General features: G+C 65.7%; 26 protein-coding genes. 3 read left to right on the top strand and 23 right to left on the bottom strand.

Annotated elements, in window-relative coordinates:
* Positions 1-191: 191 nt before the first annotated feature.
* Positions 192-1,253: a hypothetical protein gene (locus AC1DIO_RS32390; protein WP_441507655.1), complete on the top strand. Its 1,062-nt coding sequence runs from the start codon at positions 192-194 to the stop codon at positions 1,251-1,253.
* A 474-nt stretch (positions 1,254-1,727) separates the two neighbouring features.
* Here AC1DIO_RS32390 and rimO read toward each other — a convergent pair whose 3' ends face one another.
* From rimO to AC1DIO_RS32410, 4 genes are all read right to left on the bottom strand, one after another.
* Positions 1,728-3,047: a 30S ribosomal protein S12 methylthiotransferase RimO gene (rimO, locus tag AC1DIO_RS32395; protein ID WP_441491704.1), complete on the bottom strand. Its 1,320-nt coding sequence runs from the start codon at positions 3,045-3,047 to the stop codon at positions 1,728-1,730.
* Positions 3,048-3,195: 148 nt separating this feature from the next.
* On the bottom strand, positions 3,196-3,525 hold the full coding sequence (locus tag AC1DIO_RS32400) for a hypothetical protein (RefSeq protein WP_441507656.1): 330 nt from the start codon (positions 3,523-3,525) through the stop codon (positions 3,196-3,198).
* A 108-nt stretch (positions 3,526-3,633) separates the two neighbouring features.
* Complete coding sequence (locus tag AC1DIO_RS32405) at positions 3,634-4,992, bottom strand: sensor histidine kinase (RefSeq protein WP_441491747.1); 1,359 nt, start codon at positions 4,990-4,992, stop codon at positions 3,634-3,636.
* Positions 4,989-5,669, bottom strand: coding sequence for a response regulator transcription factor (locus AC1DIO_RS32410; RefSeq protein WP_441491702.1), 681 nt, complete (start codon positions 5,667-5,669; stop codon positions 4,989-4,991). Before AC1DIO_RS32410 ends, AC1DIO_RS32405 begins: the two co-directional genes overlap by 4 nt.
* A 341-nt stretch (positions 5,670-6,010) precedes the next feature.
* Between AC1DIO_RS32410 and AC1DIO_RS32415 the strand changes: the two genes are divergently transcribed.
* Complete coding sequence (locus tag AC1DIO_RS32415) at positions 6,011-6,601, top strand: class I SAM-dependent methyltransferase (protein ID WP_441507657.1); 591 nt, start codon at positions 6,011-6,013, stop codon at positions 6,599-6,601.
* 76 nt (positions 6,602-6,677) lie between these two features.
* Here the strand turns inward: AC1DIO_RS32415 and AC1DIO_RS32420 are convergent, their stop codons facing one another.
* The 18 genes from AC1DIO_RS32420 to kdpF all read right to left on the bottom strand — a co-directional run bounded on the left by AC1DIO_RS32420 (position 6,678) and on the right by kdpF (position 24,751).
* Positions 6,678-7,550 carry a sulfurtransferase gene (locus tag AC1DIO_RS32420; protein ID WP_441507658.1) on the bottom strand — a complete coding sequence of 291 codons (873 nt, stop codon included), beginning with the start codon at positions 7,548-7,550 and terminating at the stop codon, positions 6,678-6,680.
* Entirely contained in the window at positions 7,547-7,984 is a 438-nt protein-coding gene (locus AC1DIO_RS32425; RefSeq protein ID WP_441491699.1) for an OsmC family protein, read from the bottom strand. The genes AC1DIO_RS32420 and AC1DIO_RS32425 overlap by 4 nt, the downstream gene beginning before the upstream one ends.
* Positions 7,985-8,054: 70 nt before the next feature.
* Complete coding sequence (locus tag AC1DIO_RS32430) at positions 8,055-9,101, bottom strand: sulfate/molybdate ABC transporter ATP-binding protein (RefSeq protein WP_441491698.1); 1,047 nt, start codon at positions 9,099-9,101, stop codon at positions 8,055-8,057.
* Between the two features lie 12 nt (positions 9,102-9,113).
* Positions 9,114-9,989 (bottom strand): sulfate ABC transporter permease subunit CysW, encoded by an 876-nt coding sequence (cysW, locus tag AC1DIO_RS32435; RefSeq protein ID WP_441507659.1) that lies wholly within the window; start codon positions 9,987-9,989, stop codon positions 9,114-9,116.
* The gene (gene cysT / locus AC1DIO_RS32440; protein WP_441507660.1) at positions 9,982-10,872 is read right to left on the bottom strand and encodes a sulfate ABC transporter permease subunit CysT; all 891 of its coding nucleotides are present in this window, start codon (positions 10,870-10,872) and stop codon (positions 9,982-9,984) included. The genes cysW and cysT overlap by 8 nt, the downstream gene beginning before the upstream one ends.
* Complete coding sequence (locus AC1DIO_RS32445) at positions 10,832-11,866, bottom strand: sulfate ABC transporter substrate-binding protein (protein ID WP_441491695.1); 1,035 nt, start codon at positions 11,864-11,866, stop codon at positions 10,832-10,834. The genes cysT and AC1DIO_RS32445 overlap by 41 nt, the downstream gene beginning before the upstream one ends.
* A 251-nt stretch (positions 11,867-12,117) precedes the next feature.
* Complete coding sequence (gene cysG, locus AC1DIO_RS32450) at positions 12,118-13,578, bottom strand: siroheme synthase CysG (RefSeq protein ID WP_476776607.1); 1,461 nt, start codon at positions 13,576-13,578, stop codon at positions 12,118-12,120.
* Positions 13,575-13,742 carry a hypothetical protein gene (locus tag AC1DIO_RS32455; protein WP_176733396.1) on the bottom strand — a complete coding sequence of 56 codons (168 nt, stop codon included), beginning with the start codon at positions 13,740-13,742 and terminating at the stop codon, positions 13,575-13,577. The genes cysG and AC1DIO_RS32455 overlap by 4 nt, the downstream gene beginning before the upstream one ends.
* A 75-nt stretch (positions 13,743-13,817) precedes the next feature.
* On the bottom strand, positions 13,818-14,327 hold the full coding sequence (locus AC1DIO_RS32460) for a DUF934 domain-containing protein (RefSeq protein ID WP_476776606.1): 510 nt from the start codon (positions 14,325-14,327) through the stop codon (positions 13,818-13,820).
* Entirely contained in the window at positions 14,314-15,984 is a 1,671-nt protein-coding gene (locus tag AC1DIO_RS32465) for a nitrite/sulfite reductase (RefSeq protein ID WP_441507662.1), read from the bottom strand. The genes AC1DIO_RS32460 and AC1DIO_RS32465 overlap by 14 nt, the downstream gene beginning before the upstream one ends.
* A gap of 3 nt (positions 15,985-15,987) precedes the next feature.
* Entirely contained in the window at positions 15,988-16,344 is a 357-nt protein-coding gene (locus AC1DIO_RS32470; RefSeq protein WP_441491691.1) for a DUF2849 domain-containing protein, read from the bottom strand.
* Positions 16,344-16,658, bottom strand: coding sequence for a 2Fe-2S iron-sulfur cluster-binding protein (locus tag AC1DIO_RS32475; protein ID WP_441491690.1), 315 nt, complete (start codon positions 16,656-16,658; stop codon positions 16,344-16,346). Before AC1DIO_RS32475 ends, AC1DIO_RS32470 begins: the two co-directional genes overlap by 1 nt.
* Before the next feature lie 178 nt (positions 16,659-16,836).
* Positions 16,837-17,532 carry a response regulator gene (locus AC1DIO_RS32480; RefSeq protein ID WP_441491689.1) on the bottom strand — a complete coding sequence of 232 codons (696 nt, stop codon included), beginning with the start codon at positions 17,530-17,532 and terminating at the stop codon, positions 16,837-16,839.
* Complete coding sequence (locus AC1DIO_RS32485) at positions 17,529-20,243, bottom strand: DUF4118 domain-containing protein (RefSeq protein WP_441491688.1); 2,715 nt, start codon at positions 20,241-20,243, stop codon at positions 17,529-17,531. The genes AC1DIO_RS32480 and AC1DIO_RS32485 overlap by 4 nt, the downstream gene beginning before the upstream one ends.
* Before the next feature lie 10 nt (positions 20,244-20,253).
* Entirely contained in the window at positions 20,254-20,847 is a 594-nt protein-coding gene (kdpC, locus tag AC1DIO_RS32490; protein WP_441507663.1) for a potassium-transporting ATPase subunit KdpC, read from the bottom strand.
* Positions 20,848-20,871: 24 nt separating this feature from the next.
* The gene (gene kdpB, locus AC1DIO_RS32495) at positions 20,872-22,908 is read right to left on the bottom strand and encodes a potassium-transporting ATPase subunit KdpB (protein WP_441507664.1); all 2,037 of its coding nucleotides are present in this window, start codon (positions 22,906-22,908) and stop codon (positions 20,872-20,874) included.
* Positions 22,909-22,928: 20 nt separating this feature from the next.
* Positions 22,929-24,638, bottom strand: a complete 1,710-nt coding sequence (gene kdpA / locus AC1DIO_RS32500; RefSeq protein WP_441507665.1) for a potassium-transporting ATPase subunit KdpA — start codon at positions 24,636-24,638, stop codon at positions 22,929-22,931.
* Between the two features lie 26 nt (positions 24,639-24,664).
* Entirely contained in the window at positions 24,665-24,751 is an 87-nt protein-coding gene (gene kdpF / locus AC1DIO_RS32505; RefSeq protein ID WP_069880828.1) for a K(+)-transporting ATPase subunit F, read from the bottom strand.
* A 261-nt stretch (positions 24,752-25,012) separates the two neighbouring features.
* Here kdpF and AC1DIO_RS32510 point away from each other — a divergent pair, with 261 nt between their 5' ends.
* Complete coding sequence (locus tag AC1DIO_RS32510) at positions 25,013-25,564, top strand: flavin reductase family protein (RefSeq protein ID WP_476854689.1); 552 nt, start codon at positions 25,013-25,015, stop codon at positions 25,562-25,564.
* A gap of 46 nt (positions 25,565-25,610) precedes the next feature.
* Here the strand turns inward: AC1DIO_RS32510 and AC1DIO_RS32515 are convergent, their stop codons facing one another.
* A complete protein-coding gene (locus AC1DIO_RS32515) occupies positions 25,611-25,871 on the bottom strand; it encodes a hypothetical protein (protein WP_441507666.1) in 261 nt (86 codons plus the stop codon).
* Positions 25,872-26,081 lie beyond the last annotated feature (210 nt).

Consider the following 26,081-nt stretch of genomic DNA (forward strand, 5'->3'; position numbering starts at 1 on the left):
GCTCTGCCAGCAGGGCTCGACCGCAAGGCGTCAAACGGGCATTCTGATGGACGTTCATCCGGGCACCTCCGGCGCAGGCGTTGGAGCTTCGCAACCCCAGCCTCTCAGCACCGGCCCGGATGAACAACCTTCATAGCTTCGACACCTAGATCTCCTGCCGCCGGGGGCGGCAGGATGGGTGGCTGGGCAAGATGAAGAACGCGATTCGGGCACTATGTGTCGTGCCGGCGCTGATCGGCGCGGGCATATTGGTGCTGCCGCGCGGATGGAATGGCCTGCAGTTGCAGGTGGCGGCCAGTGACCCCGTCGCCCTGTCGGACCTGCGCCTGCAGGGCGTGCTTGCGTCCGGGCGCATCGCAGACGAGATCGATGCCGCGATTGCCGCTGGCGACACCGACCTTGCCGGCAGCTTTGTCGATCTGGCCGCCGAGCATCGCCTCGTTGTCACGGAGGATCAGCGCGAGCGCCTCGCGCGCTTGAAGGACGAGGCGTCGACGCGCGCACTCAGGGATTTCGGCTCCGGTTTCCTGTCGGGCGAACGCGCGAGCAATGCCGGCTTCGCCGGCGCGGTGGTCAGCGACGTTGTCGGCGTCGGCGACCTGCGGGACCTCGCCGGTGAAGGCCAGAAGCTGCTCCGCGGCGAGGCAACAGATCATGTCGTCCTGGTACTGGCCGCTGGCGGGCTCGCTCTGAGCGTTGCGACATGGGCGAGCCTCGGCAGCGGCCTGCCGGCACGCGGTGGTCTCAGCGTCGTCAAGGCAACGGCGAAGGCAGGCATGCTGTCGCCAAAGCTGACGGCCAATCTCACGCGCATGGCCGCGGGAGCCGTCGATCGTCCGGCTCTGACAGCCAGTCTCTCCGCTGCTGCGCGCTTCGACCTGGCAGCAGCCCGCGCATCCTCGGCTGCGATCGTGCGGCCGGCGGCAATGACGCGCCTGGCAACGCTTGGGCAGGATGCCGGCGCAGTCTATGCCCGGACCGGCCAGGCCGGTCTGCGCCAGGTTCTCGCGGTTGCAGACGAGGCCGGCGATATTGGGCGCGCGGCACGGCTGAGCGCCGCCAAGGGGTCCACCACCCGTGCGGTCCTGAAGGTGCTCGGACGTTCGGCGCTGGTGCTGGGCGCGCTCAGTCTCACGACCATGAGCTGGATCTTCGCCCTGATCGGCTATGCGGTGGCGCTGGCCATGCTCGCGCAGAGATTTGGCTGGTGGCTCGGGCGCCTCGGTTCAGCCCGGCGAAAGCCGGCTATCTGAGAGCAGGGCCGATCATCGTTCCGACGCCTGTGAACCTGCTGCGGAGACGACGCGACCAATGAGGGCCAGCGGACGCTGATCCTCATTCGGGAGCATGTCATGAACCGGACACTTCGTTTCACTGGTCTGTTCTTGGCCTCTCTCACCATCTCGACGGTCGCAATGTCGCAGCAGAACGGCAGCGGGCATGGCGGCGACGATGGCGGTCGGAGCGGCAAGGGCGCAGCAGGCGGAAGCGCTCGGTCCGTGTTTCAGCTGCTGCGCGAATTCCCTGGGGGGAAGGCACGCCTCACCCGCGCAGTCGCGCTCCGTGGCGGGGGCGCCAACCGGATCGATCATGTCTGCAGCGAGCCGCCTCCGTCACGGCGCCTGCCGTCGCGTTCCAACAGACCTGCCTTGGGGTAGCGAGGTCTTCCTCTATCGCGGGCGCGGCGACCAGATCATGCGCGCCCTTGCGAAAGTGGACAGGCCCGATCAGACCGCGATTCCGTGCAGATCGTAGGCGTCGGCCCGCTCGATCTTCACCGTCACGATCTCGCCGGCCCGGAGCGGCCGGCGGCTCGCAACATAGACATTGCCGTCGATCTCGGGCGCATCCCATTTGGAGCGGCCCTTGGCGACCGTCGGGCCCGCCTCGTCGATGATCACCTGAATGCGCTTGCCGACCCGGCTCTTGACGATCCGGGTACTGATTTCGGCCTGCGCCTTCATGAAACGATGCCAGCGCGCTTCCTTCTCGTCCTCCGGGATCAGCGGCAGGCCGAGATCATTGGCAGGCGCACCCTTGACCGGCTCGTATTTGAAGCAGCCGACGCGCTCGAGCTTTGCTTCCCTCAGCCAGTCGAGCAGGAACTGGACATCCTCTTCCGTCTCGCCGGGGAAGCCGACGATGAAGGTTGAGCGGATGGCGAGATCGGGACAGATCTCGCGCCATTTGCGCAGGCGGTCGAGCGTGCGGTCCTGATGAGCCGGGCGCTTCATCGCCTTGAGAACGCTGGGAGATGCGTGCTGAAAGGGAATATCGAGATAGGGCAGAATCAGCCCTTCCTGCATCAGCGGGATGACCTCGTCGACATGCGGATAGGGATAGACATAGTGCATCCGCACCCAGACCCCCATCTGGCCGAGTTCCCGCGCCAGCTCGAAGAAGCGCGTGCGGACCTCGCGATCCTTCCAGAGCGAGGGGGCGTATTTGACATCGAGGCCATAGGCACTGGTGTCCTGGGAGATGACCAGCAGTTCCTTGACGCCAGCCTTGACCAGTTTCTCGGCCTCGCGCAGCACATCGCCGATCGGTCGCGAGACCAGGTCCCCGCGCAGCTTCGGGATAATGCAGAAGCTGCAGCGATTGTTGCAACCCTCTGAAATCTTGAGATAGGCGTAGTGCCTCGGCGTGAGCTTGATGCCCTGGTCCGGCACTAGGTCGACAAAAGGATCGTGCCTGGGCGGCACCGCCTGATGCACGGCCGAGACGACGCTCTCATAGGCCTGGGGACCGGTGATCGCCAGCACGTTCGGGAAGGCGTCGCGGATCTGCTCGGGCTCGGCGCCCATGCAGCCGGTGACGATGACCTTGCCGTTCTCGGCCATGGCTGAGCCGATCGCCTCCAGCGACTCCGCCTTGGCGCTGTCGAGGAAGCCGCAGGTATTGACGATGACGAGGTCAGCGCCCGCATGGCTCTTGCTGAGCTCATAGCCTTCCGAGCGCAGCGAGGTGATGATGCGTTCGGAATCGACGAGGGCCTTGGGACAGCCCAGGGAGACGAAAGAAATCTTCGGCGCGACGGCGTTCATCGGCGACAAGCTCGGACACTGGATCAGGAAGGGGCGCGGCGGGGCCGGCGCATATGGCGCTTCCTTTGACGTGTTTTTAGAGGTTTTGCAAATTGCAGCCGAGATCGCAGGCAAAGCCGCCGGATTCCCTATCCCTTGCAATGTTCATTCAATCGAGCCCCGGGACGATGCCGGCGGGCGAGGCAGCCGTTGCGTCGTCGCGGATGGAGATCACGATGAACAGGGCCCGCACCAGCATCGCCAGGGGCGTCGCGACCATGCTGGCGCTTTCAGGTGCCGCCGCTTCGGCACAGGCGCATCCAAAGGCCGGCTTGGCGCCGCCATTGCCCGCCAGTGCGCCGCGCGTGCGGCCGGTCCAGGACGAAGGAGCGCCCCATTCGCCCTGCAGGGATGGGCGCTTCAGCTTCGGCCGACCGGTCGATTGCGAGGCGGAACTGCGACGCTGGCACGCAGGCCGCGCGCCCTCCGACCCCTGCACGGACGGGCGCTACAGTTCAGGCGAGGCGTATGACTGCCATGCGGAGTACCAGCCCTGGAGGTGGCGGGAACGGGCGAAGGACAACGGCTTCTGGAAATAGCTGCGTGCTCAGGCGGCCAGGCCTGGCTGGGGGAAGACCATCCTGAGACAGGCACCGCCCGATGCTGAATCGAGCGCGAGCACCTCGCCTCCGTGACGATGCATGATCTCGCGAACAAGGTTGAGACCGAGGCCCGAGCCGCGGCTTTGCGCATGAAGCCTTTGAAAGGGCTCGAAGACACGTTCGCGTTGCTCGCGCGGAATGCCGCATCCGTCGTCCTGGATGTCGATGATCGCGGAGTGACCGACGCGGACGGCAATCGTTCCAGCCCGGCCGCCATGCTCGATCGCGTTCTGGACCAGATTGGTCAGGGCCCGCTCGACCGATAGCGGATCTCCAATGACCGTGACCGGATCTCCCTCGGGCTTGAACTCCATCTGATAGCCGGCGGCGAAGGCCAGGGGCGCAAGGTCGACCACGACCCGCTTCGCAATCGCGTTGAGGTCCATGGGCGTGAACGTGTCCGTCTGCTGATCGAGCCGCTCAAGGTCAAGAAGCTGCTCCATCATGGTCGCCAGCCGCGCAACATCCTGGAGGAGGCGCGTCTTCTCTTCGCCCGCCGGCAGGGATGCCAGCCTCGTATTGAGAATGGCGACGGGCGTCCGCAGTTCATGCGCGGCGGCCGCCAGGAAGCGCTTGTGTTGCTCGTAGCCCCTGTCGAGACGTCCAAGGGCGGCATTCACCGCCGTGACTAGCGGCGTGATCTCGACCGGCACGTCATCGAGGGGCAAACGAACACCCCGCCGGTCGATCTCGATGCGCCCGGCCTGCGCCGCTGCCCGGCCCAATCCGGCCAAGGCTCCTCGGACCACCAGCGGAGTGACGAGCAGGGCCGCGACCGCCATCACGGCGAGAACGGGCAGAACCTCCTTGAGGAACACGAGGCTCATCCCCAGGGCCACAAGATAGAGCGATGCCCGGGTCTCGGTGCCCGTCACGACCTGGACCTCGCCAGCTGCGCTGTTCACCCATCTGACCCGTGCCGTGGCGCGGGGAGGATCGCCGATATTCCAGCCCAGCCGGGCCTGGCCGATATGGTCGAGGCTGTCGCCGAGCTGGCTGAAATCCGCAGGAACGGCTCCTTCGGACACGCGGTGGCCCGTGCGGTCCCGGATGACGAACCAGAGATTTGGATTAGAAGCCCGCATCCGGGTCAATTGGCGCGTTGGCCGCAGCACCAGCTTGCCAGTCGGCCCGCGCGCCACCGCGCCTCGCAGGGTCTCAATGGTGCTCTCGACCGATGAGAAGTCGAACAACGCCCCTGTGGCGAACAAGCCAGCGACGATCAGCATGATGGCGGCAGCCTGGAACGCCATGAGCCGCCCGATCAGCCGGCGCTTGAGGGAATACCCGCCATCCATCGTCAGGCGGTTTCGCGGATGAGGTAACCGACTCCGCGAATCCCATCGATCGTCGCGCCGGCATCAGCTTCCGCAAGCTTGCGGCGCAGGCGAGAGACATGGGTATCGAGCGCGTTGGACTGGATCTCGTCATCCAGACCGAACACGGCCTCCATCAGGAAGGTTCGCAAGACCATTCGCCCCATCCGGCGCATCAGGGCTTCCAGCACCAGCAATTCGCGCCGCGGCATGGCGAGCATCTGGCCTGCCACACGGGTCTCGCGGTGCACGAAATCGAAGGAAAGGCGACCGATCCGCACCGTATCGGAGCGCATGCCGGCAGGCCGGCGCAGGAGTGCGCGCAGGCGCGCCAGAAGTTCCTCGAAGGCGAAAGGCTTGCCGAGATAGTCATCGGCTCCATGGTCAAGACCCGCGACCCGGTCGTTCAAGTCCCCACGCGCCGTCAGCATGAGGACCGGCACCGTGTCGCCCTTTGCCCGCAGCCTTCGGACCAGGTCCAGGCCGTCGCCATCGGGCAACTGGCGGTCAAGCAGCACTGCATCATAGATGCCGCAGCTTTCGCTCAGCATTGCCTCTGCATCCGCTCTGGTTGGCAGATGGTCCACGACCATGTCCTGACGGGTCAGCGCAGTGCGCAGCGCTGAAGCCATTGCCGGCTCATCCTCGACCAACAAGATGCGCAAGGCGGAATCTCCCGCTCCTCGGGGGTAACCGCCTATCGAGTGCGGATTGCGCCAACCTTGCATGGAAGCTCGGTCCCGACCTCGCCGGCGAGAGCTCATTCCGGCCTCATCGAGTCCGGCACGCCCCTGCGCCTCCGCATGACAGGCTGGCTCAACCCCGTCGTGGCATCGATGCCGACGGCGCCGCGAAACAGAGCGGTGCACTCATGGAAGCTCCGGGCCCGCTCAACCATTGCGGTGGCCGCCACTGGGATGGACTGCACATGTCATCGAGAATGCTACCCGGCGCCGGGCGAAGCCTCCGCGTTGCGCCTGAAGACGCCTTGGGACGGAGGACCGGCATGCTGGCCTCCGACAACTGGTCTTTCTTCCGCGCCTGGATCGGTGCGCCGTTGCGTGTCGCTTCGGTGACGCCGTCGGGCACCGCCCTGGCGGATCTGATGACACAGGAGGTCACGCCGGAAACCGGGCCTGTCATTGAACTTGGACCTGGAACCGGCGCATTTACCCAGGCGCTCATCAGGCGAGGCGTGCCCGAGCACAACCTGACCCTCGTCGAGTTCGGGCCCGATTTTGCGCGGCTGCTCGAAATGCGCTTTCCCGAGGCCCGTGTGCGCTGGATGGACGCTTCACGCCTTCGCGAAGTCGCTCTTTACGAAGCAGGAGGGGTTGGCGCCGTGATCAGCGGCCTTCCCGTGCTTTCGATGCCGCCACGAAAGGTCATCGCCATTCTCAGGGGCGCGTTTGGCTATTTGCGGCCGGGCGGCGCCTTCTATCAGGTCACCTATACGACGCGCTGCCCCATCCCGAAGCCAATCCTGGATCGCCTCGGCCTTCGCGCAACACGGATCGGCTCGACATTGCGCAACATCCCGCCGGCGGCAGTTTACCGGATTGCCCGGCATCGCCCCTCGCGGTCGAGTCTGGTCTGAAAAGGTCGAACGACAGCTGGATTCAGGCAGGGCGCGAGCGGAGGCGCGCGTTAACGCGCGCCTCCGCTCTGCGTCATCAGGCCGCCTGACTATCCCTCGTTGCAACCGGGCGTTCGAGATCCTGCGTCCAGTCGGTCATCGAGCCGTCATAGAGCGACACCTCGTCGTTCCCCAGAAGTTCGGAAAGCACGAACCAGTTCAGCGCTGCAGTGTGGCCGGTGTTGCAATAGGAAATCGCAGGTCCGTTCGGCACGCTGGAAAACAGGGCCGACAGGTCGCCTGCAGGTTTCAGGCGACCGGTCGAGAGATCGAAGGCCTCTGCGTAGTCACGCGAAATCGCGCCTGGAATATGCCCGGCGCGCGTCGCTTCCGCAGCCTTCTCGCGGCCCTCGAAATAGCTCGCCGAACGGGCGTCGACCAGGGTCGCGAGCCTGCTCTTCGAGGCGACGAGGGCGGCATCGGCAGTGCTGCGCAGCCGCTGCTGCACGACGACGGGATAAGGCTCGGCCGGTTTTGGCGCGGATGGACCGGCTTCGATCGGTCGCGACGGGTCGGCGCTCCACGCCCGGAATCCGCCATCGAGAATGGCCTGCTGGCCATGGCCGATCAGCTTCAAGGTCCAGTAGACCCGCGCAGCTGCGGCGAAGTCGGTCGCGCTGACGCCTGCCGGTACGATGACGACATCGTCATGCGGCTTGATGCCGAGGCTGCCGACCAGCCCGGCCAGATGATCGAGCGGCGGCAGCATGCCCGGTGCATTGCCGACCTTGGCGCGCCAGCCGTCGGCGACGTAATTGGTGTGCACGGCGCCTGGGATATGTCCCGCCTCATAGGCCGCCTTTCCGCCACCATCGACCGATGAGCGGATGTCGAGAACGACGAGGTTGCTGTCGGCCAGGCGCCGGGCCAGGGCCTCAGGCGTGGTCAGTCCGGAGAAGGTATCGCTCATTCCGCCGCCACCTGCTGCAGTTCATCGACAACTTCGAGCGCGTAGCTCATCTCGGCCGTCGCCCCGAGCATGATCGAGGCGGAGCAGTATTTTTCCTTCGACAATGTGACGGCGCGCTCGACCTTGGCTTGCGCCAGCCCGCGGCCGGTCACGCGATAGGAGAGATGGATCTTGGTGAAGACCTTCGGGTCTTCAGTCGCGCGCTCGGCCTCGACTTCGACCTCGCACCCCGTGACGGCTTCGCGGCCCTTCTTGAGGATCGAGACGACATCGAAGCCGGTGCAGCCCGCGAGACCGATCAGCAGCATCTCCATCGGCCGGATGCCGATATTGCGCCCGCCATATTCCGGAGCGCCATCCATGATGATGGCGTGGCCGCTGCCGGCCTCACCCATGAAGGCCATGCCCTCGACCCAGCTTGCCCGTGCTTTCATCGTCGTGTCCTCTCAAAGCCTGACTCGGCGAAAGACTTAAACGGTCGGCGGCGATGAGGCGAGGGTGGTGTCACGCCGCGGCAAACAGGCTGCCATGGGTGATCCGCAAGCGCACCCGTTCGCCGATGGCCGGTGCGACCTGGCTTGCGAGATCGACATCGATCCGCCGGATCAAGCCTTCAACGGCAATCTCGGCGCGCCGCAGCGGCCCGTTGCGGCGCAAATCCTCGACCACGCCGGGGAGGGCGAGCGGGGTATCGTCAACGATGCGCATATGCTGCGGCCGGACATAGAGCGAGGCGGCCCCGCCCTGGTTCTGCTGCAGGCCGCCAAGGACCGGCCGATTGCCGAAGAAGGCCTGCCCGCCGACGACCTCGACAGGGAGCTTGTTCGCCTCGCCCAGGAATTCGCAGACGAAGGGCGTCGCTGGATGGTCATAGACGTCATCGGGCGAACCGACCTGCTCCAGCCGCCCGTCGTTCAGGATCGCGACGCGGTCGGCCAGCTCGAGGGCCTCTTCCTGGTCATGGGTGACGAAGAGGGTGGTGTGGCCGGTGCGCCTGTGAAGGTCGCGCAGCCAGCCGCGCAAATCCTTGCGGACCTTGGCATCGAGCGCTCCAAAGGGTTCGTCGAGCAGCAGCACGCGCGGCTCGATGGCGAGCGCGCGGGCAAGGGCGACGCGCTGGCGCTGGCCACCGGATAGTTGCGTCGGGAAGCGCCGCTCAAGCCCGCCGAGCTGGACGAGTTCGAGCAGTTCGCTGACGCGCCTGGAGATTTCGCTCGCGCTCGGCCTCTCGCTCCGCGGCCGGGCCTTGAGGCCGAAGGCAATGTTGGACGCGACATCCATATGCCTGAACAGCGCGTAGTGCTGGAAGACAAAGCCGATCCGCCGCTCGCGCAGGCTGAGTCGGCGCGTATCGGTTTCGTCGAACAGCACGCGGCCATCATCGGCCTGTTCGAGCCCTGCGATCAGCCGCAGCAGCGTGGTCTTGCCCGAGCCCGATGGGCCGAGCAGCGCGACGAGTTCGCCGGGCTGCACGTCGAGCGAAACGCCGCGGAGGGCGGCAAAATTCGAGAAGCTCTTCTGGACGCTCTCGATGGTTACGGCAACGGACATTGATAGCCTCCGTCAATGGCGCGACTTGGCGGAGATCGCATCCGCGAAGTGCCATTCGAGATAGGTCTTGAGGGCGAGCGTCACCAGTGCAAGCCCGGCCAGCAACGAGGCGACGGCAAAGGCAGCGACGCTGTTGTATTCATTGTAGAGAATCTCGACATGCAGCGGCATCGTCGTGGTCAGCCCCCTGATCCGGCCGGACACGACCGTGACGGCGCCGAACTCGCCCATGGCGCGTGCGTTGCAGAGCAGCACGCCATAGAACAGGCTCCACTTCACATTCGGCAGCGTGATGGTGAGGAAGGTGCGCCAGGGCGAGGCGCCCAGCGTCAGGGCCGCCTCTTCGTCGCTCGAGCCGAGCGCCTGCATGTGCGGAATCAACTCGCGCGCAACGAAGGGGAACGTGACGAAGATCGTCGCCAGCACCAGCCCGGGCAGCGCGAAGATGATCTCGATATCATGGGCCTTGAGCCAGGGCCCGAGAAAGCCCTGCGCGCCGAAGAGCAGAACATAGACCAGGCCCGAGATCACCGGAGAGACCGAGAAGGGCAGGTCGATGAAGCTGATCAGCAGGCTCTTTCCCCGGAACTCGAACTTGGCGATGGCCCAGGCGGCGGCGACGCCGACGACTAGATTGAAGGGCACCGCGATGGCGGCGACCAGCAGGGTCAGGCGAACGGCGCTCAGGGCATCCGGCTCCGTAATGCTCTCCAGGAAGAGCCCATATCCCTTCGCAAAGGCTTCGATGAAGACCGCGATCAGCGGCAGGAAGAGGAACAGCAGCAGAAAGCCCAGTGCCAGGCTCAACAGCAGGGCGCGGATCCAGAAGCCGTCGCGCAGCGCGCGGTCGGTCTTGTAGATGGCGGCCGGCAGCGGCGTGTCAGACATGACCCAGTCTCCCGCGGCTCCAGGACTGGATTCCATTGATCGCCAGGATCAGCGCGAAGGAGACGATCAACATGATCGTCGCGACGACGGAAGCCCCCGCATAGTCGAACTGTTCCAGCCGGATCACGATCAGGAGCGGGGCGATCTCGGAGAACATCGGCACGTTGCCCGCGATGAAGATCACCGAGCCGTATTCGCCGACGGCACGGGCGAAGGCGAGGACGAAGCCGGTCAGCAACGCTGGCACGATACCGGGAAGGATGACCCTGAAAATGGTGCGCAACCGGCTGGCGCCAAGCAGTGCGGCGGCCTCCTCGATATCCGCATCGGCTTCCTCCAGCACTGGCTGCACGGTCCGCACCACGAAGGGCAGGCCGATGAAGACGAGCGCCACCATGACGCCGAGCGGGGTATAGGCGACCTTGATGTTGTAGGGAGCCAGCAGGGCACCGATCCAGCCGTTCGGCGCGTAGATCGAGGCGAGGGCGATGCCTGCGACAGCGGTCGGCAGCGCGAAGGGCAGGTCGACCGCGGCATCGAGCAGCCGCCGGCCGGGGAAGCGGTAGCGCACCAGAACCCAGGCGATGATCAGCCCGAAGATGGCGTTGAGGATCGCGGAAAACAGGGCAGCGCCAAAGGACAGCTTCAAGGCAGCCTGGGTGCGGGCCGAGGTGATGATCGCCCAGATATCAGCGGGGCCAGCGCTTGCCGCCTTGAGGAAGAGTGCCGCGAGCGGGATGAGCACGATCAGCGACAAGGCGCTGATCGTGATGCCGAGCGACAACCCGAAACCGGGAAGGATGCTAGGCTGCCGCCAGGAGCTGGCCGTTACCGCCACGCGGTCACCGCGCCGGCTTGTAAAGCTGATCGAAGGTCCCGCCATCGGCGAAATGATCCTTCTGTGCCTTGGTCCAGCCACCGAAAACGGTGTCGATGGTGATCAGCTCAAGCTTGGGGAAACGCGCGAGGTCCTCAGCTGCCGCGGCCTCCGTATTGCGCGGCCGGTAGAAGTTCTTCGCGATGATGGCCTGTGCAGCCGGCGTATAGAGGAATTCGAGATAGGCCTGGGCTGCGGCACGCGTTCCCTTGGCATCGACATTGCCGTCGACGATCGTCACCGGCGGCTCTGCCAGGATCGAAAGCGAGGGCACGACGATGTCGAACTTGTCGGCGCCGAATTCCTGCAGCACGAGGAAGGCCTCGTTTTCCCATGACAGGAAGACGTCACCCTGGCCGCGCTGGGCGAAGGTCGTGGTCGAGCCGCGCGCGCCCGTGTCGAGCACCGGCACGTTCTTCAGCACGGCGGCGATATAGTCCCGCACCTTCGCCTCGTCCTTGCCATAGGCCTTCTCGGCCCAGGCCCAGGCCGCGAGATAGTTCCAGCGTGCGCCACCCGAAGTCTTGGGATTCGGGGTGATGACGCTGATGCCAGGCTTGGCGAGGTCGCCCCAGTCCTTGACGGCCTTGGGGTTGCCCTTGCGGGTCAGGAACACGATCGTCGAGGTGTAGGGAGAGGAGTTCTGCGGCAAGCGCTTTTGCCAGTCGAGCGGGATCTTCTTCGAGCGCTCGGCAACGGCGTCGATGTCGCCCGCCAGCGCCAATGTCAGCACGTCGGCATTGAGCCCGTCGATCACCGTGCGGGCCTGGGCGCCCGAACCACCATGCGACTGGCGGATCGTCAGCTTCTGCCCCGTCTTCTTCTGCCACTCGGCGGTGAAGGCGGTGTTGATGGCGCGGTAGAGTTCGCGGGTCGGATCATAGGAGACGTTGAGCAACTCGCTCTGGGCGCGAGCGCCGCTGACGATACCGAAGCAGATGGAAAAGGCGCCGACGATCAGGGCTGCCTGGATTATCCGGCGAATGCGCTCTTGCGTCATGTCAGTGCTCCGTCGAAATCAATGCCGTCAGCTCATATGAGCGGGCAACCGTTCTGAATAACAAACAAAGCGTACTGAATTGGCGGTATTTCCTCAACCTACCGGTGCAGGTAGCCCCTTCCAAACTTTGCCCCGTCCGGAGAAAACGTCTCTCCTTTCAAGGCGTTCCAAGGCAGATGCGGCAATCGCGTCGTTCAGGCGGGGCCGGACACAAACCCGCATATCGGGCGTCCGCCGATTCGATCGGCCGGTCAGGCGCTGCGCAGAGTCTGCAGATCGAGCGCCTCGGCTGCAACACCTTCGAGCGCGCGTCCGATCAGCACAAGCAGCGGCCCTTTGGGCGGCAGCTCGCCAAGCCGCTCCGGCAGGGTGGCGATCGTTGCGCGCAAACGCGCTTCGCCGGGCTGCGTCGCGGCGACCACTGCGATCGCCGGCGTCTCGGGGGCGAGACCAGCGGCAATCGCCTGCTCGCGGAAGGCGGCCAGGGTGTTCCGCGCCATATAGATCACGGTCGTCGCATGAGGATCGGCAAGAGCTCGCCAGTCGAGATCCTCGGGCAGCGTCCCCGTGCGGGCATGGCCGGTCACGAACTGCAACCGCCTGGCATGGTCGCGATGGGTCAGGGAGAGGCCGAGTGATGCCGCCGCCCCCTGAGCCGCCGAGATGCCGGGCACCATGACGACGGGAATACCGGCCCGGGCGCAGGCTTCGATCTCCTCGCCGGCGCGGCCGAAAATGCCGGGATCGCCGCCCTTCAGCCGCACGACATGCTTGCCGTGGCTCGCGAGCGAAACGATCAGCGCGTTGATGTCGTCCTGCTTGACGGAGGGACCATAGCCGGTCTTGCCGACCAGCATGCGCTTGGCCTCGCGGCGGGCGAATTCCAGCACGCCCGCGGAGACGAGGTCGTCATAGAGGATGATGTCGGCGCTCTGCAGCGCGCGGATCGCCTTCAGGGTCAGCAATTCCGGATCGCCGGGGCCAGCGCCGACGAGCGTGACCCTGCCGATGCCCTGATGGCCGCTCTCGAGACGGTCGAGTGCGGCAAAGAGCTCCGCTTCGTCGTGGGATTGCGGCGCGCGTTCCGGTTCTGCCATGGCGCGGCGGGTGAATTTCTCCCAGAAGGCACGACGCAGCGCGAAGGGCAGGTCGCGGGCCTGAACTGCAGGCCGCCACTCCTTGGCGGCCTGCGCCCAGTCCTTGAGACCGGCGGGAAGGAGGGCTTCGATCTTGGTACGGATGGTCTGGCCAAAAACGGGCGAAGCGCCGTCGGTCGAGATCGCGACGACCAGCGGGGACCGATTCACGACCGACCCGAAGGCGAAGTCGCAGAATTCCGGCTTGTCGACGACGTTGACCGGCACGCCGGCCTGCCGTGCGGCGGACGCGAAGGCGTGTGCCTCCTCGTCCTCTTCGATCTCGCCGATGGCCAGCGCCGCGCCATCGAAGTCGCCCGGCTGCCAGTGGCGGCTGTACAGGGTGATCCCGGCGGCAGCCGGGTCAGCGACGAGACTGTCGAACAGCTCCGTCTCCACCCCGGCAAGAATGAGGAGATCGGCTCCAGACGCCGCGAGCAACTCGGCCTTCCAGAGCGCACCTTCGCCCGTACCCGCCAGCAAGACCTTGCGCCCGTCCAGCTTGTGGAACAGCGGCAACGTCGCCAGCCGCTCGATGCGGCGCGCAGTCGTCGGTTCGGGCGCTCTTTGCGTCATCGCGTGGTTTCTGCCGCCTTCAGGTCGACCGGCCGATCCGGTGCGCCAGCCGGCGGCATCAACAACCAGAATCCGGCAAGCGCAAGGATGATAAGCCGAAAGCAAATATCGAACCAGCGTTCATAGGGGCGAGGCGGAATCGCGCGCAACAGGTCGCCGTCCATGCAGTCCTCCCTCAAATCCTCACCCTCGCGGGCGCGCTGGCAGCCTGCCTCGCTCTGCGAGAACCTGGCCATGAATCAACCTGCTGCAGCGCGGGCCGCGCGCCGCTGGTCGAGAATGTTGCGGCTGTCGCCGTAGCCGCGCTGATAGCCATGGCTGATCCGGCTGGCCGCGCTCAGCCATTGCTCGACCGGCTGGCGCGCCGCACTGGTCTCCGGCAGTTCGATCTCGTCGAAGCCGCATGAGAGCGCATAGGCGAACTGGTCGGCGATCAAGGGGCCGCTGGCGCGCAGGGTTCCGGTGAAGCCGTGGTTGCGAATGAGCTTGGCCAGGCTGAAGCCGCGCCCGTCCGAGAAGGCCGGGAAGGCAACGCTCACCAGCGAGAGCTGCCGGAGGACAAGCTTGAGTTCGGCGATCCGAATATGATTGGGCACGCTCACGCCGATGCGCTGGTCACGGGCTTTCTGCCGCAGCGCGTCCGGCAAAGCCTCCCAGTCGACGAGGGCGTGCGAGAGGTTGTCGATGGCCGCCCCTTCGCTGCGCGTCCAGACATCCGTCTTGGTGCCGGAGCGATCAAGCAACAGCATGCGCGGTCTCCTGGAATGCGGCTTTGAAAGGTCCAAGGCCGAGCCGGCGGACGGCATCGATAAAGCTCTCGTTCGCCTGGCGCGTCCCGACATAGACATTGACGATGCGTTCGATCGCATCGGGCACGTCCTCGGCGGCAAGGCCAGGGCCCAGAATCTCGCCGATGGCCGCGTTCTCGGTCGCGTCGCCACCGAGCGTGATCTGGTAGGATTCGATGCCGCGCTTCTCCAGGCCGAGAATGCCGATATGGCCGACATGGTGGTGGCCGCAGGCATTGATGCAGCCGGAGATCTTGATGTTCAGCTCTCCGATCTGGCGCTGACGCTCGGCATCCGCGAAGCGATGCTGGATGGCCTGGGCGATCGGGATCGAGCGCGCTGTCGCCAGCGCGCAATAATCGAGCCCGGGGCAGGAGATGATGTCGGTGATCATCCCGACATTGGCGGAGGCCAGGCCCGCTTCGCCGAGCTTCTGCCAGATCGCAAAGAGATCGCGTTGGCGCACATGCGGCAGGACGAGGTTCTGCGCATGGGTGACGCGCAGTTCGTCATGCGAATACTGCTCGGCCAGGTCGGCGACGAGCCGCATCTGCTCAGAGGTCGCGTCGCCCGGCGCCTGGCCTATCGGCTTCAGCGAAATGGTCAGCGCTGCATAGCCAGGGGCCTTATGCGGAGCTGTGTTGACCTCCACCCAGCGCGCGAAGGCGGGATTTGTGGCCTTGGTCGCTTCCAGCACGCGGCTGACGGCGGGCAGGGCCTCGTAGGTTGGCGGAGCGAAATAGGCGGCGATGCGTGCGACTTCCGCAGGGTCGGCATTGACGGAGGGACCGTCGAGCCGTGCGAACTCCTCCTCGACGCGCCGCGTGAATTCCTCGGCGCCAATCTCGTGGACCAGGATTTTGACCCGAGCCTTGTACTTGTTGTCGCGGCGGCCTTCGAGATTATAGACCCGCATGATCGCCTCGAGATAGGCGAGGAGGTCGGCCTTGGGCAGATAGTCGCGCACCACCTTGCCGATCATCGGCGTGCGGCCGAGACCGCCGCCGACACTGACCTCATAGGAGATGGCATTGGTGTCCGGGTGCCGCCGCAGGCGCAGGCCGATGTCATGCGCCTTGATCACGGCCCGGTCATGCTCGGCCCCTGTCACCGCGATCTTGAACTTGCGCGGCAGGTAGCTGAACTCGGGATGCAGGCTCGACCATTGCCGGATCAGTTCGGCGGTCGGGCGCGGGTCCTCGATCTCGTCCTGCGCGACACCGGCGAAATGATCGGCCGTGACATTGCGGATGCAGTTGCCCGAGGTCTGGATGCAATGCATCTCGACCTCGGCAAGGAGATCCAGGATCTCCGGGATGTCACGCAGTTTCGGCCAGTTGAACTGCAGGTTCTGGCGCGTGGTGAAATGGCCATAGCCGCGGTCATAGCGTTCGCCGATCAGGGCGAGCTGGCGCAATTGGCGCGAAGACAGCGTGCCGTAGGGCACCGCAATGCGCAGCATATAGGCGTGGAGCTGCAGGTAGACACCGTTCTTCAGCCGCAGCGGCTTGAACTCGTCCTCGGTCAGCGAACCATTGAGCCGGCGGCCGACCTGATCCCGGAACTGGGCGACCCGCTCGCGGACGAAGCGCGCATCGAATTCATCGTAGCGATACATGTCTCAGGCCCTCCGCTCGGCTGCGATACCGTCCCCGGCCTGCTTGCCGAGATCGGGACGGTTGCTCGGTCCGAGCGTCTTCATGCGTTCGCGATAATGCCGTGGCACCGGCCCGCCGGCCTCGATCGCGACATCGACGAGGTAGGCATCGACGACATGCTGGGCTGCGAATTCGCTGACGGCATAGGCCTCCAGCCGCGCCGCTGCCGCATCGTCGGCTGCGACCAGCGCAAGCGCGGGATCGCGCGTCCAGGCGAGCGCACCGGCGGCAGCAACCGAAGCGAAAACGACATCGCCATCAAGCAGATCATTGGCGAGAAGGATTGCCGGAAGAGGCGGGCGCTTGGGGGCAGCGGCCATCACGCAGCCTCCGCCAGGGTCAGCGTCAGGCCGTCGAGATCATCGGACCAGATGATCTGGCACGAGAGCCGGGAGGTCCGTTCAATCAGCGGCAGCGTATCGAGTGCGTCGATCTCGTCCTCGCGCGGCTCGGGCAGGCGCTCGGCCCATTCCGGCGAGACGATGACATGGCAGGTGGCGCAATCGCAGGAACCGCCGCAGACGCCTTCGATCCCGACGCGATAGTCGCGCAGGATTTCCATGACCCGCCAGCCTTCGACGGCCTCGAGTTCATGCGGCTGACCCTGCCGGTCGATGACGTTGAGAATGGCCACCTTCAGCGCTCACCTTGTTCGCTATTCCGAACATCTCAAATACGGCAGCGCAGCGGTGGGTTCAATTCACGCCTGGTAGCGTGTTTTTTCTTATTCCCGTTGAAAAGGAGGATATTTGTCTTTGCCGCAGCTGCAGAAGGGGCGGGGGCGAAATAATCCTCTCACCGCCAAGATGACGCTAGACCAGTCCGCCGAGCCGGTAACCGACGCCGGGTTCGGTCTCGATCAGCTTCGGGCTCGTCGGGTCCTGCTCGAGCTTCTGGCGGAGCTGACCGACGAAGACGCGGAGATACTGCACATCGTGCTCATGTGCCGGCCCCCAGACGGCAGTGAGGATCTGGCGATGGGTCAGTACCCGGCCATTGCCGCCGGCGAGCGAGGCGAGCAGGTCATATTCCTTTGGTGACAGCTTCACATGCGTACCGTCGCGGCTGACGCGTCGATTGACGAGATCGATCTCGACGGCGCCCGAGCGGATCACCGCGTCCGCACCCTGACGCTCGATGCGGTGACGCAGCGCCACGCGCAGCCGTGCCAGCAATTCGCCGACCCCGAACGGCTTTTCGACATAGTCATCGGCACCGGCATCGAGCGCATCGATCTTCTCGGTCTCGCGATCCCGCGCCGAGAGGATGATCACCGGGCCGTCATAAAAGGCCCGCGCCTTGGCCAGCGCCTCCTTGCCGTCCATGTCGGGCAGACCGAGATCGAGCACGACCGCATCCGGCGGCTTTCGTGCAAGCTCGCGCAGGCCGGCTGCGGCGTCATCGGCGCGAACCGGCTCGTAACCGGCGGCATCGAGCGCCGGAGCCAGGAAGCGATGGATCTGAGGTTCATCGTCGATGACGAGGATACGAGGGCGAAAGGCTGTCATGTCGTGACTCCGGGCGCGCTGTCCTTGCGCAAGCTGATCAGGATGCGGGTGCCGCCGGGTGTTCCGTCCGGACGGTCCTGGATCGGGCTCGCGGCTGCGATCCGCCCGCCCATCGCCTCGACGAAGCCCTTTGAGATGGCGAGGCCGAGGCCGGCGCCCTTGCCGCGTTCCCCGCCACGGTCGGTCGATTCCTCGAGCCTGCGGAACTTCTCGAAGACGCGTTCCAGCTCGGCAGTGGGAATACCGCGACCTTCATCCTCGATCGAGATCACGACATTGCCCCTGTCTTCATAGGCCGCCGTCTCGATCAACGAACCGTCCTCGCTATAGGTGATGGCATTTTCCAGGATGTTGACCAGAGCCTGCTCGAGCAGGCCAGGGTCGGCCCGTACGGCCGAAAGCGCAGCGGGAAAATCGCGCTGGACGCGGCGGTGATCGAGGCGGCGCGAGACGCGCTCGATCGCTGCGGCAATCACGTCGCGCACATCGGTCCAGTCGCGGCGCGTCACCAGCGCTCCGCCTTCCAGCCGCGACATGTCGAGCAGATCGCCGACATAACGATTGAGCCTTTCGGCCTCCTCGCGGATCGAGAGCAGCAGGTCGTCGCGCACCGCGGGCTCGACCGTCTTGCCGAAGTCGATCAGCGTCGTCGCCGATCCGAGCACCGTCGCCAGCGGCGTGCGCAGATCATGGCTGACGGAGTTGAGCAGCGCCGAGCGCAGCCGATCACTGCGGCGGAGCGCCTCGGCATCGACGGCCGCGGCGGCCAGTTCGGCCCGCTCCAGCGCGATCGCCCCCTGATCGAGCAGCGCCAGCGCGAAGCGTTCGTTCTCGGCATCGAGCAGCGCTTGCGGTTCGAATCCGACGACGCCCGAGCGCGAGCGCACGCCCTGCAGCGCGCGGAATGTCCAGGCAGCATTGGGCAAGGTGCCGGTGCCGGCGCCGGCAGGCTCGCCGCGCGTCCAGGTCCAGCGCGCCGCGGTCATGTCTGCTGTGCTGAGCGCCTCGAGCGCAGGCGCTCCGGCCGCCGCGGCGATTTCCTCGCCATGCGGTAGGAAGACGACGATTTTGCCGGACGTCGCGGCCGAAAGCTGCTCGGCCAGGATCGTGGCTGCATCCTCCTTGCGCGCGGCTCCCGACAGCCGCCGGCTCGCGGCGAGCAATGCGGTGATCGCCGAGGCTCGTCGCGCCGTCGCCCTGGCCTGATCCCGGACCCGCCCCGTCAGGCCACCCGTCGTCATCGCCACCGCGAAGAAGACGAGGAATGTCAGGACATCCGCTGGATGGCCGATCCAGAAGCTCAGCAGCGGCTCGAGGAAGAAGAAATTATAGGCAACCGCGGCGAAGGCTGCGGCCGTGACGGCTGGCCAGAGACCGAATGCGAGTCCCGATATCAGCACGCTGACCATGAACAGCATGGCGAGATTGGCATTCTCGACACGGTTCTGGATCATCTCCCCGATAAGGATCGTGCCACCGACCAGCGCAGCGGAGGCGAGGTGGCCGCCCCATTGCAGCGCGCGCTTCGGAACTGGGGACGACGGGACGGCAGGCCCGGACGCGCTCTCGGTGATGATGTGCAGCGCCGCGCCGTTCTGTGCCTCGAGCAGGGCTGGCGCCAGCGACCGGTGGAACCAGGCGCGCCAGCCCCGGCGGTGCGACTTGCCGACGACGATCTGGGTGACGTTGTTGCGCCTGGCATAGTCCAGCACGGTGGCGACGAGATCGTCGCCTGTCAGCACGACATTGGCTGCGCCGAGCTGTTCGGCGAGCTTGAGCGCTTCCGACAGGCTGCGGCCGCGAGCAGAATCCGGCTCGACGCGGTTCGGCCGCTCGACATGCGCCACCGTCCAGGGCGCGTCCATCATCATGTCGGAGAGGCGCCGTCCCGCGCGCACCAGCGAACTCGCCATGGCGTCCGGCCCGATCAGGACCAGGATGCGCTCGCCGGCCGCCCAGGGGCCTTCGACGCCGGCACGCTTCATCGCCTGGCTGAGCTGGTCGTCGACGGTCTGGGCAGCGCGGCGCAAGGCCAGTTCGCGCAGCGCCGTCAGGTTCTCGGGCTTGAAGAAATTGTCGGCGGCGAGCCGCGCCGTCTCGGGCAGATAGACTTTGCCCTCTGCCATGCGCTGGCGCAGTTCGGTCGGGGTGATATCGATCAGCTCGATCTCGTCCGCCCGGCTGAGGACGCTGTCCGGCACCGTTTCACGCTGGCGCACGCCGGTGATCTTCCAGACCACGTCGACGAGGCTCTCCAGATGCTGGACGTTCAGCGTCGTCCAGATGTCGATACCGGATTCGAGCAGTTCCTCGACATCCTGCCAGCGTTTCGGGTGGCGGCTGCCGGGAGCGTTGGAATGGGCATATTCGTCGACGAGCAGGAGGCGCGGCTTGACGGCCAGCGCCGCATCGAGGTCGAACTCCAGCAAGGTCCGGCCGCGATGCTCGATCGGTCGGCGCGCCATGACCTCGAGACCGTCGAGCAGGGCCTCGGTCTCCCGCCTCCCATGGGTCTCGACCACGCCGACAAGGACCTCGCCATGCTCGGCCTGGGCGCGGCGGCCCTGGGACAGCATCTCGTAGGTCTTGCCGACGCCTGGAGCCATGCCCAGAAAAATCTTGAGCCGGCCGCGTTTGCGGCCGGCCTGCGCCAGAAGGGCATCGGGATCGGGGCGTCCCTGCTCCCGGAATCTGGTCTCGTCTGCAGTCATAACGCTGGGCTCATGGCGCCTTAGCTTGCGGCTTCGGATAACGCGCGTCGAGGGCGAGATTCGCGGTCAGCACGTTTACACGCGAACGACCGAGAAAGCCGAAGGTCGGCCCCTGCGTGTTCGCTGCGATGATCGCCGCAACCTGGTCCGGGGCGATGCCGCGGGTTTTGGCGATGCGAGCGACCTGGCGGTCCGCGTTCTCCGGCGAGATATGGGGATCCAGACCCGAAGCGGAAGCGGTAACCGCATCGGCCGGCAAGGACCCTTTCCCGTCGGCCTCCCGCAGCGCCTCGGCATCCGCCTTGATCCGTGCAGCGAGGTCCTCGTTCATGGGGCCCAGATTCGAGCCCGATGAGCCCGCTGCATCATAGCCGTCCTTGCCGGCGGCGGAGGGGCGGGGACGCAGATAGGCGTCGCCCTTGAAGTTCTGGCCGATCCACTGCGAACCGACGATCTCGCCTTGGGTATTGCGGATCAGAGAACCGCCGGCCTGGGACGGGAAGGCCGCGCCGGCGATACCGGTCACGCCGAGCGGGTAGGCAAGGCCGAGGACGAGGGTGAAGAACACCATCGAGGCGATGGCAGGACGAAGATGGGACAACATGGTTGGTGCTCCTTGTCCGCGGCGTCAGGCGAGCTTCAGGGCTGTGACGATCATGTCGATCAGCTTGATGCCGACGAAGGGCGCGATCAGCCCGCCGATGCCATAGAGGGTGAGGTTGCGCGAGAGCAGCTTGGCGGCGCCGATGGCGCGATAGCGCACGCCGCGCAGGGCCAGCGGGATCAGCGCGATGATGACCAGCGCGTTGAAGATCACGGCCGAGAGGATGGCGCTATGCGGGCTCGTGAGCCCCATGACGTTGAGGGCGCCCAAGGCCGGCAGCGCGGCCACGAACAGGGCCGGGATGATCGCGAAATATTTGGCGACGTCGTTGGCGATCGAGAAAGTGGTCAGTGCTCCGCGCGTGATCAGGAGCTGCTTGCCGACCTCGACGATCTCCAGGACCTTGGTCGGATCGCTGTCGAGATCGACCATGTTGCCCGCCTCGCGGGCGGCCTGCGCCCCGGTCTGCATGGCCACGCCGACATCGGCCTGCGCGAGCGCCGGGGCATCATTGGCGCCGTCGCCGCACATCGCGACGAGACGGCCCTTGGCCTGCTCGGTGCGGATCATGCGCAGCTTGTCCTCCGGGGTCGCCTCGGCGAGAAAATCGTCGACGCCGGCTTCGGAAGCGATGGCCGCAGCGGTGACGGGATTGTCGCCGGTGATCATCACGGTGCGCACACCCATGCGGCGAAGATCGGCGAAGCGATCCTTGACGCCGGGCTTCACCACATCCTTGAGGTGGATGACGCCGACCAGCGCACCGTTCTCGCTGACCGCGAGCGGCGTGCCGCCCGAGCGGGCGATGCGGTCGACCGCGTGGCGCATCTCGGCCGGGACCTGGCCGTCGCGCAGATCGAGCATGGTCAGCACGGCATCGACCGCGCCCTTGCGCCAGGACTGGCCGTTATCGTCGAGGCCCGACTGACGCGTCGTCGCGCTGAAGGCGATCGCGGTCGCATGGTCCGGGATGCTGGCAGTAATGCCTTGCTCCCGCGCCAATTCGACGATCGAGCGACCCTCGGGGGTCTCGTCGGCGAGAGAGGCCATGAGCGCGGCGCGCAGCGCATTGTCCGGGCGAACGCCCGGCGCCGGGATGACCTCGACGGCCATGCGGTTGCCGAAGGTGATCGTGCCGGTCTTGTCGAGCAGCAGCGTGTCGATGTCGCCCGCGGCTTCGACTGCGCGCCCGGAGGTCGCGAGCACGTTGACCTTGAGCAGCCGGTCCATGCCTGCGATGCCGACCGCGCTGAGCAATCCGCCGATCGTGGTCGGGATCAGCGTGACGAAGAGCGCACCGAGCACCATGGGATCGAGCGAGATGCCGGAGAAGGCACCAAGGCCGGTCAGGGTGACGACGGCTACCAGGAAGACCAGCGTCAGGCCGGCGAGCAGCACGGCAAGCGCAAGCTCGTTCGGGGTCTTGCGCCTGTCGGCGCCTTCCACCATCGCGATCATGCGATCGAGGAAGGAGGAGCCCGGCTGCGACGTGACCTTCATCTTGATCCAGTCGGAGACCACCGTGGTGCCGCCGGTGACGGCCGAGCGGTCGCCACCGCTCTCCCGGATCACCGGAGCGGATTCGCCGGTGATCGCGGCCTCGTTGACCGAGGCGACACCCTCGACGATCTCGCCATCGGCCGGGATCACGTCGCCGGCCTCGACCAGCACGAGATCGCCCGGAACGAGCTTGTGGGCCGCGGTCGGGATCATCGCATTCCGCTCAGGGTCGATGATCAGCTTGGCCTTGGTGGTGACGCGGGCGGCACGGAGCGAATCTGCCGCCGCCTTGCCGCGCCCTTCGGCAATGCTCTCGGCAAAATTGGCGAAGAGCACGGTGAGCCAGAGCCAGGCCGCGATCTGGATCGGAAACCCGGCAGGTGCGCCGGCGGAAAGGGCGACCGCGGCGGAAACCGTCGCGAGCGCCGCGACGACCTCCGTGGCCAGGATCACGGGATTTCCGGTGAGCTTGCGCGGGTCGAGCTTGACGAAGGCGCTCTTCAGCGCCGTCAGCACGACGCCCTGGTCGAAGCTGGAGGATTTGACGAAGGACATACTCATGGAAGCTTTCCTTTGTCGGCTCAACGAGCCGCCGCAAGCACCTGGAAGTGCTCGACGATTGGTCCGAGCGCGAGCGCCGGGAAGAATTGCAGGCCACCCAGGATCAGGATGATGCCGATCAGCAGGCCGACGAAGAGCGGGCTGTCAGAAGGCAGAGTGCCGGCGGTGGGCTGGAGTTTCGGCTTGGCCGCGATAGCGCCCGCGATGGCGAGCACCGGAATGGCATAGGCGAAGCGGCCGAGCAGCATCGCGATGCCGAGCGTGGTGTTCCACCAGGGCGCATTGGCGGTCAGGCCGGCATAGGCCGAGCCGTTGTTTCCCGTCGCCGAGGAGTATGCGTAGAGGATTTCGGTCAGACCGCGCGGCCCCTTGTTGAGCAGTCCCTCGAGCGCGACCGGCAGCACCGCAGCGATCGCGGAGAAGCCGAGGATCGAGAGAGGCAGGATGAGCACCGCCAGCATCGCGAACTTGATCTCACGTGCCTCCACCTTCTTGCCGAGATATTCCGGTGTACGCCCGACCATCAGGCCGGCGACGAAGACCGCGAGCAGCGCCATCACCACCATGCCGTAAAGGCCGGAACCGACGCCGCCGGGCAGAATCTCGCCGAGCTGCATCAGGAACATCGCAACGCCGCCTCCGAGCGGCATGTAGCTGCCATGCATGGAATTGACCGAGCCGTTCGAGGCACCCGTGGTCTGGGCGGCCCACATGGCCGACGTGGCGGCGCCGAAGCGGACTTCCTTGCCTTCCATGTTGGCCGAGGCATCGGGGATGCCAGCGGCGATCATTGCCGGCTGCGGCGTCAGCGTCTCGGACGCGTAGATGGCCGAGGCCGCGACGCCGACGAGGATCGCCATGACCGCGATCAGCGCGCGCGCCTCGCGGCGTGCACCGGCGACACGGCCAAAGGCGATGACCGTGCCGAAGGCGAGCGCGTTCAGTGAAACCACCTCGATCAGGTTGGTCAACGGCGTCGGATTCTCGAGCGGGTGCGCCGAGTTGACGTTGAAGATGCCGCCGCCATTGGTGCCCCATTGCTTGATGGCTTCCTGGCTCGCGGTCGGGAACAGCGAGATCACCTGCTTCGCGCCTTCGACGGTCGAAGCCTCGACATTGGCGAGCAGCGTCTGCGGCACACCGGCCGCGACCAGCGCAAGGGCTGTGACGATGGACAGCGGAAGCAGGACGTAGAGGACCGAACGGGTCAGATCGACCCAGAAATTGCCGAGGCCCTCGCCCCGATCCGCAGCGAAGGCGCGCGACAATGCAGCGGCGACCGCGAGGCCAGCGCCGGCCGAGACGAAATTCTGCACGGTGAGCCCAGCCATCTGGCTGAGATTGCTCATCGTTGTCTCGCCGCCATAGGACTGCCAGTTCGTGTTGGTGACGAAGCTGACGGCGGTGTTGAAGGCGAGGTGCGGCGACAGCCCGTCAAAGCCTTGCGGATTGAGCGGCAGCACGCCCTGCAGGCGCAGCATCCCGTAGAGCAGCGCAAACCCGGCGGCGCTGAAGGCAATCAGCGCGCCGGCATAGCCGAACCACCCTTGCTGCCGGTTGCGGTCGACGCCGAAGGCTGCATAGGCCACGGCTTCGACCGGTTTCAGCACCGGATCGAGCCAGGTTCGTTCGCCCGCCCAGACGCGAGCCATGAAGATTCCAAGTGGCCAACCCACGGCCACAGTCAGCGCGATCGTGAAAACGATCTCGGCCCAGCCCCGCCAGTCCATGCGAGGTCTCCTTTATGAAAGCTGTGTCAGAAGCGGTCGGGGCGCAGCAGCGCAGCGACCATGTAGACCGCGAGCCCAAGCGCCGCGGCCCCGTAAAGCCAGGTGAGCGCCATGGTCGTCAGACCTTGCGCAACTGCGCAGCATAGGCCGCGAAGAGCCCGAAGGCTCCGAGCCCGAGCGCGATGAAGACGATGTCGGCCATGGCCAATCTCCAGTCAGGTTAGACCGGAGATGTGGTGCCTGGGGCAGTAAGGGGTCGAGGGGAAAGGCAGGGGGGAGGCATAAGGGTTCCATAAAGGTCGCCTGCAGCAACGATCTTTCGCTGGTCACTGGCGTTGGGCCTTGCAGAGGCCAGCGGAGCGATGGTCATGACCATTCAGGAGATGCCGGCATCAAAGGCCTATCGCCTGCTTGAGGCCGGACCGATCGTTCTCGTCACGACATCGGACGAGGGGCGGCCGAACGTCATGACCGTGGGTTTCCACATGGTGATGCAGCATGCGCCGCCGTTGATCGGCTGCATCATCGGCCCGTGGGATCACAGCTACAAGGCGTTGCGGGCGAGCGGCGAGTGCGTGATAGCGATCCCGACAGTCGACCTCGCCCGAAAGGTGGTCGATATCGGCAATTGCTCGGGCGGTGAGATCGACAAGTTCAAGCGCTTCCGGCTCACTGCCAAGCCGGCGAAGGACGTCACGGCGCCGTTGATCGGCCAATGCCTCGCCAATATCGAGTGCCGCGTTGCCGATCGGAGCCTGATCGAGCGCTACAATCTGTTCATTCTGGAAGCCGTGCGGATCTGGGTTGACCCGGAACGGAAGGAACGCCGGACCCTGCATCATCGCGGCGACGGTACCTTTGCGGTCGATGGCAAGATCATCGACCTGCGCGAGCGCATGGTGCTGTGGAAGCAGATCCAGGGCTAGGCCCAACGCACGCCGCGCCGCGTGTGCAGGGGGCTCGAAGCTGCACTCACCAGAACAAGGGGCGTCCCCCATAGGGGTAATAGCCCCACCCGGGCCCTCCTGCTTGTTCGAAGCGATAGAGGCGTGCAGCCGAGCGTGCCAAATCGACGTCGAGCAGGCATTTGGCAAATGCGTCAGTGCCTGGCCGGAAGCCATAGGATCGGCAACGCACTTCGTCGGCGCTACGCTGTTCTGCCGCAGTGATGGTTTGACAGGCAGCGAGGCCGCCGGAGATCAACACCATGGCGAGTAACGAGGCTCTCTTCATGATGCGGCTCCTATCCAGGCAACGGCTTGATAACTTTTGCCGCATTGATGGCCAAGATATGGCTAGGCTCAGGACCTATTAATTTTGCTTGAGATGTGATTCACGGTGTCCTGGAGGATGCCGTGATGGATGATTTGTTTCTGCTGAGCGAGCGGCAGATGACGCGGATATCGCCGCATTTTCCGCTGTCGCATGGCGTGCCACGGGTTG

Source organism: Allobosea sp. 05T439, from assembly GCF_056396005.1.